Annotated in this window: 7 protein-coding genes; 4 read left to right on the forward strand and 3 right to left on the reverse strand. The window is 29.1% G+C overall.

Going from position 1 to position 6415, the window contains the following annotated elements:
- Positions 1-155 precede the first annotated feature (155 nt).
- A complete protein-coding gene (locus WAO74_RS00200) occupies positions 156-971 on the forward strand; it encodes a 2,3,4,5-tetrahydropyridine-2,6-dicarboxylate N-succinyltransferase (protein WP_422158686.1) in 816 nt (271 codons plus the stop codon).
- A 15-nt stretch (positions 972-986) separates the two neighbouring features.
- Entirely contained in the window at positions 987-1736 is a 750-nt protein-coding gene (locus tag WAO74_RS00205) for a glycosyltransferase family 2 protein (RefSeq protein WP_422158688.1), read from the forward strand.
- Between the two features lie 5 nt (positions 1737-1741).
- On the opposite strand, the gene WAO74_RS00210 is transcribed toward WAO74_RS00205, so the two are convergent.
- Both WAO74_RS00210 and WAO74_RS00215 read right to left on the reverse strand, forming a co-directional pair.
- Complete coding sequence (locus tag WAO74_RS00210; protein WP_422158690.1) at positions 1742-2488, reverse strand: glycosyltransferase family 25 protein; 747 nt, start codon at positions 2486-2488, stop codon at positions 1742-1744.
- The gene (locus tag WAO74_RS00215; protein ID WP_422158692.1) at positions 2488-3291 is read right to left on the reverse strand and encodes an alpha-1,2-fucosyltransferase; all 804 of its coding nucleotides are present in this window, start codon (positions 3289-3291) and stop codon (positions 2488-2490) included. The genes WAO74_RS00210 and WAO74_RS00215 overlap by 1 nt, the downstream gene beginning before the upstream one ends.
- A gap of 162 nt (positions 3292-3453) precedes the next feature.
- Here WAO74_RS00215 and WAO74_RS00220 point away from each other — a divergent pair, with 162 nt between their 5' ends.
- Positions 3454-4866, forward strand: a complete 1413-nt coding sequence (locus WAO74_RS00220; RefSeq protein ID WP_422158693.1) for a CCA tRNA nucleotidyltransferase — start codon at positions 3454-3456, stop codon at positions 4864-4866.
- Between the two features lies 1 nt (position 4867).
- Entirely contained in the window at positions 4868-5260 is a 393-nt protein-coding gene (locus tag WAO74_RS00225; protein ID WP_422158694.1) for a nuclear transport factor 2 family protein, read from the forward strand.
- Positions 5261-5265: 5 nt separating this feature from the next.
- Here the strand turns inward: WAO74_RS00225 and WAO74_RS00230 are convergent.
- Positions 5266-6415 (reverse strand): ABC transporter ATP-binding protein (locus tag WAO74_RS00230; protein ID WP_422158695.1); only part of this gene is annotated, 1150 nt, incomplete at its 5' end.

Below are 6415 nucleotides of genomic sequence, written 5' to 3' on the forward strand. Positions count from 1 at the left end.
TATATATGTATTATAATATTTTAAACATAATTATATCAATAAGTTAGTTTTGGCGTTGTTTTGTATTTTAAACAAACATTAAATATCTGTTTAAAAAGTGTATATTCGCCATGGTTTTTGTTTATAAATTTATATTTGCAAAAATATTTTATTACATGAAAGAAATTAGAGAAATTATAGAATTAGCTTGGGGAAATCGTGAGTTGTTGAAACAAGAAAAAACCATTAATGCTATTAGAGAAGTTGTTGATTTATTAGACAAAGGAACCTTAAGAGTTGCTGAACCAATAGAAAATGGATGGCAGGTAAATGAGTGGGTAAAGAAAGCAGTAGTTTTATATTTCCCAATTCAAAAAATGGAAACTTTAGAATGTGGTATTTTTGAATATCATGATAAAATTCCATTAAAAAGAAATTATGCAGAAAGAGGAATTAGAGTGGTTCCAAATGCAGTTGCAAGACATGGAGCATACATTTCTTCTGGTACTATTTTAATGCCAAGTTATGTAAACATTGGTGCTTATGTAGATGAAGGAACCATGGTAGATACTTGGGCAACAGTAGGTTCTTGTGCACAAATTGGTAAAAATGTACATTTATCTGGTGGAGTAGGAATTGGTGGTGTTTTAGAACCTTTACAAGCTGCTCCTGTAATTATTGAAGATGGCGCTTTTATAGGCTCTAGATGTATAGTAGTAGAAGGAGTTAGAGTAGAAAAAGAAGCTGTTTTAGGGGCAAATGTTGTGTTAACAATGAGCACTAAAATTATAGATGTTACTGGTGATGAACCTATTGAAATGAAAGGTGTAGTTCCTGCAAGATCTGTTGTAATTCCTGGAAGTTACACTAAAAAATTTGCTGCTGGAGAATATAATGTGCCTTGTGCTTTAATTATTGGAAAAAGAAAAGAAAGTACCAACAAAAAAACCTCTTTAAATGATGCATTACGTGAGTATGATGTAGCTGTTTAAGTTGTGAAAATTACTATGACAAAAATCACTGCTATTATTCCTACTCTTAATGAAGAAATTCATATAGAAGCCGCTATAAAATCTGTTTCTTTTGCTGATGAAATTATAGTCATCGATTCTTTTAGTACAGATAAAACAATAGAATTAGCGGAAAAATACAATGTAAAAATCATCAAACGTGAGTTTGATGATTTTTCATCTCAAAAAAACTTTGCTATAGAACAAGCAAAACACGATTGGATTTACATTTTAGATGCTGATGAAAGAGTTACTCCAAAAGTGGAATTAGAAATTTTAGAAGCAGTTAAAAATTCAAAAGATTATGCAGGATTCTATGTAAGAAGAAGTTTTTATTTTGCAGGAAAAAAAATAAAATATTCTGGTTGGCAGAGAGACAAAGTAGTTCGATTGTTTTTGAAAGAGCATTGTAAATACCAAGGTCTTGTGCATGAAACTATAAAAACTTCTGGTCAGCTAGGTTTTTTTAAAAACAAAATAGATCATTTTGGATATAAAAATTACAATCATTTTATATCCAAAATACATCAATATGGTGAATTAAAAGCCAAAGAACTTCATGCTAAAGGTAGAAAAGTAAATGCGTATCATATCATTATAAAACCACCTTTTAGAGTTTTTACCCACTTTATTTTAAGAAAAGGGTTTTTAGATGGTTATCCAGGTTTGGTATTGTCTACAACACAAGGTTATGCAGTTTTAACGAGATATATAAAACTTTGGCTTCTAAATAGAGGCGTAAAATAAAACACTTATTTTAAAGATTTATAAAAAATATAATTTCTGACACATCTATTTAATTTATAGGTAAATAAGGTTAAAACTTGCCAAAAAGGACGCGCAATTTCTCTAAAAATTTTATTAAATTTAGGTAAGTTTTTCTGTTGGATTGTAGTACCACCAATAGCGCTGTCATTCGATTTTACATAAGACTTATTTGTATTAAATAATGGAACTTTGTGTTTGTAAACATCTTGTTTCATCACATCAATTGGTGCATAATATTCGCTTAAATTTTCGGACAATTTTTCAGCAGCATTTTTACCAATTATTTGACCAATCATTAAAACAGGAGGCATTAAAAATTTCGTGCTGAGCTCATTTTTTTTTAAAGGATAAAAACCTTTTTTACCAGAAATATCTAAAAAATCATCTATAGTAATTTTTGATAAAAGTGTTTCTAAATCTTTAAAAAAATCTTCATGAACCAAAGCGTCGTCCTCTAAAACAATTGAAAAATCTTCAGGTTGTTTTGATAAATATTCCCATAACTTAAAATGGGTTAAACAAATACCAATTTCGCCATCATTTGGATATGGGAAATGAGCTAAAATATTGTGTTTTCTTTTTTCTGTTTTCAGCAGATTTTCATCTAACTCTTTACCATAAATAGCAGAAATTCTGGTGATTGGAATTTTCAATTCTTTAAATTGATTTTCCATAAATGCACGTCTTTCTGTACTTTTATCTAAATTGATATAATAAACTTTGTAAGACATCACAATTGAATCCAATTATTACAAGCCACTTCGTTTTCTTTATCTACAAACCACTGTTTAGGTGCAATCACAACTTTGCTTTTGTGTTTATTTAACCAAGCTCCCCACCAAGAAAAGCTACTGTTTGCAGTAATATTAAATCTACATAAACTCATTAAAAGTAAATCTTCATGAGGTATTGTTTTATGATTTATAAAAGTAACATTTTCGATTTTTAGATTCTTTTTTGCCCATAAAATATCATCAGAAAAAATAAAAAAATGAACTTCTTTAAACTGACTATTTAAGAATTCAATTGCTTTTTCATAGTAATCTAAAGTGCAAGTTCCATGAACTTTATTTGCTTTTTTATCAGAAATAAAATCTCCTCTTCTAACATGAATTGAACAGGCATTTTTATATTTTTCTATCTCCTTTTTGTAAGAAATTGTAGATTCTGAAAGCGTATTTTTTATTTGGAATTGATTATAAATTATGTTTTTAATTTCCTTAAAATATTTTTCTGTTTGGAAATAACCTTTTACATACTCCTTTTCGGGTAATTTTAAAAATTTCTCATCAAATAATAAACTTTTTTCTTTTGCAGATCTTCTAAAGCCTAATCTAGTTATAAGGTTAGAAAAAGAACTAGAAGTTTCTATGTCTATATTATATTTATCTAAATGATACCCTCCATGTAATTTGTAGTTTTTAAATTTAGAAATATCAATTCTAACTTTGTAACCTTTTTGCTGTAAAGATTTTGCATAAGCATATTGAAACATTTGATTTCCAAGTCCGCCAACAATTCTAACAATAATCATTTAGAAATTTTTATAATTTTGTGTATTCGAATAGTTGTAAAAATACAATTTAAAATGTTTTTAAAATCAATAAAAAATCTTGTTTTATAAAAAGAGCCTTTTTTTTAAGAGATTAAAAGATAAGTTTTAAATTTGCAAACTCTTACAAGCATAAAAAAAATCATGATTTTCAAGGAAGCATTAACATTAGAAATCTTTACTATAATATCTAAAGCGTCAGCAGAACTAAAAGTAGATAGCTATGTTATTGGTGGCTTTGTGCGTGATTTTTTTTTAAAAAGAGGAAATGTAAAAGATATAGATATAGTTGCAGTTGGCAGTGGAATTGAATTGGCAGAAAAGGTTGCAGATTTGCTACCAAACAAACCAAAAGTGCAAGTTTTTAAAACCTATGGCACTGCTATGTTGCGTTTTAAAGATGTGGAAATCGAGTTCGTTGGTGCAAGAAAAGAATCCTATTCAGAAGAAAGTAGAAATCCAGAAGTTTCTGAAGGTACTTTAAAAGATGATCAAAACAGACGAGATTTCACAATAAATGCATTAGCTTTAAGTTTAAATGATGCAAATTTTGGAGAACTTTTAGATCCTTTTAACGGAATTGAAGATTTAAAAAATAAAGTTATCAAAACGCCTTTAAATCCTGATATTACCTATTCTGATGATCCTTTAAGAATGATGCGTGCTATACGTTTTGCGACACAATTACACTTCGAAATCGAGACCACATCTCTTTCTTCTATCAATAAAAATGCGGATCGCTTAGAAATAATTACCAGAGAGAGAATTGTTGATGAATTGAACAAAATAATGTCATCAGCAAAACCATCTAAAGGATTTTTATTATTAGAAGAAACAAATTTATTACCTCAAATTTTACCTGAACTCATTGCATTAAAAGGAGTAGAAGAAGTTGAAGGTCAGAAACATAAAGATAATTTTTATCATACTTTAGAAGTGGTAGATAATATTGCAGAAAACACAGAAGATGTCTGGTTAAGATGGGCTGCTTTATTGCACGACATAGGAAAAGCACCTACAAAAAGATTCAGTAAAAAAGTTGGTTGGACGTTTCATGGTCATGAATTTGTAGGCTCGAAAATGGTTTATAAAATATTTAAAAGATTAAAATTGCCTTTGAACAATAAAATGAAATTTGTTCAGAAAATGGTGCTATTAAGTTCAAGACCAATTGTTTTGGCCTCAGATGTAACAGATTCTGCTGTAAGACGTTTGGTTTTTGATGCAGGTGATGATATTAATGATTTAATGACGCTTTGTGAGGCAGATATTACTACTAAAAACCCTAAAAAATTCAAACGTTATCATCAAAATTTCGAGGTTGTAAGAACCAAAATTAAAGAAGTAGAAGAACGTGATAAAGTTAGAAATTTTCAGCCTCCAGTAACTGGAGAAGAAATAATGGGAGCTTTTAATTTGAAACCATGCAGAGAAATTGGTCAAATAAAAGAAGCTATAAAAGAGGCTATTTTAGATGGTAAAATACCAAATAATCACGAAGCTTCCTATAATTTTATGATTGAAAAAGGGTTATCTTTAGGATTAAAACAAGCCTAAAATGAACAAAAATCTAGCAACTTGGCATCAAATTATTTTAAATCAAGATACTGCAAAATTAGCGGATGTTTTAGCTGAGGATGTTGTGTTTTATTCGCCAGTAGTTCATACTCCACAAATAGGGAAACAAATTACGTTTTTATATTTATCTGCAGCATTTTTAGTGCTATTTAATGATACGTTTAAGTATGTGAGAGAAGTTGTGAATGAAACAGAAACTTTATTAGAATTTGAAGTTGAAATTGATGGAACCTCCATCAATGGAATTGATATGATTTCTTGGAATAATGATGGAAAAATCACTAGTTTTAAAGTGATGATAAGGCCTTTAAAAGCGGTTACTTTAATTCATCATAAAATGGGAGAAATCTTAAAGAAATATCAACAGAAATAAATTGTTTACGATAAACTTTGCATGGTAACAAGTTTAAAATACTCGCCTTTTTTGGCAAGTAATTCCTCATGTTTTCCTTGTTCAACAATTTTTCCTTTTTTCATTACCACTATTGTATTGGCTTTTTGAATGGTAGAAAGCCTGTGAGCAATGACAAGTGAAGTTCTGTTTTGCATCATTTTTTCTAAAGCAATTTGCACTAATTGTTCAGATTCTGTGTCTAAGGCAGACGTAGCTTCATCTAAAATCATTATTGGAGGATTTTTCAAAACGGCTCTTGCAATCGATAAACGTTGTTTTTGACCTCCAGAAAGTGTTCCTCCACCATCGCCAATATTTGTATTGAATTTTTCTGGCAAATTCTGAATAAACTCATTTGCATTTGCAATTTCAGATGCTTCTAAAACAGCTTCATCTGTGGCATTTTGTGAGCCTAATTTTATGTTATTTGCAATAGAATCATTAAATAAAATAGAATCTTGAGAAACAATCCCCATTAAATTGCGTAAAGATTTTTTTGTAACGTCTTTTATGTTTTGTCCATCAATAATAATATCACCTTTATTTACATCGTAAAAACGAGTAATTAAATTTGCTAAAGTAGATTTCCCACTTCCAGATTGCCCAACCAAAGCAACAGTTTCACCTTTATTAATTGTGAGAGAAAAATCTTTTAAAACATATTCTTTTTTGTATTTAAAAGAGATGTTTTTAAACTCAATTTTATCTTTAAAATCTTCTTTAACAATAGCATTTGGTTTGTCTTTAATACTGTTTTCGGTATTTAAAACAGTAATAATTCTTTCTGCAGAAGCTTCTCCTTTTTGAATATTATAAAAAGTAGTGGTGATTAGTTTTATAGGATTTAGAACTGTGTAAAATAAAAGAATATAGCCTAAAAACTTACTAGAATCTAAAGCACTGGTTTTATTGATAACTTCCACACCTCCATACCAAAGAATGGCAATAATGGTTGCAGAGCCTAGAAATTCGCTCATTGGAGAGGCTAAGGTTTGCCTGTGAAAAACACTCGTCATTAATTGACGAAAACTTAAGGTTGATTTATTAAATTTCTTCTCTATCACATTTTCAGCATTAAAACCTTTAATAATTCTTAAACCTGTTAATGTTTCTTCTATAAAAGACAAAAAATTA

Origin of the sequence: Polaribacter sp. (genome assembly GCF_049276715.1) — a bacterium.
Lineage (GTDB): Bacteria > Bacteroidota > Bacteroidia > Flavobacteriales > Flavobacteriaceae > Polaribacter.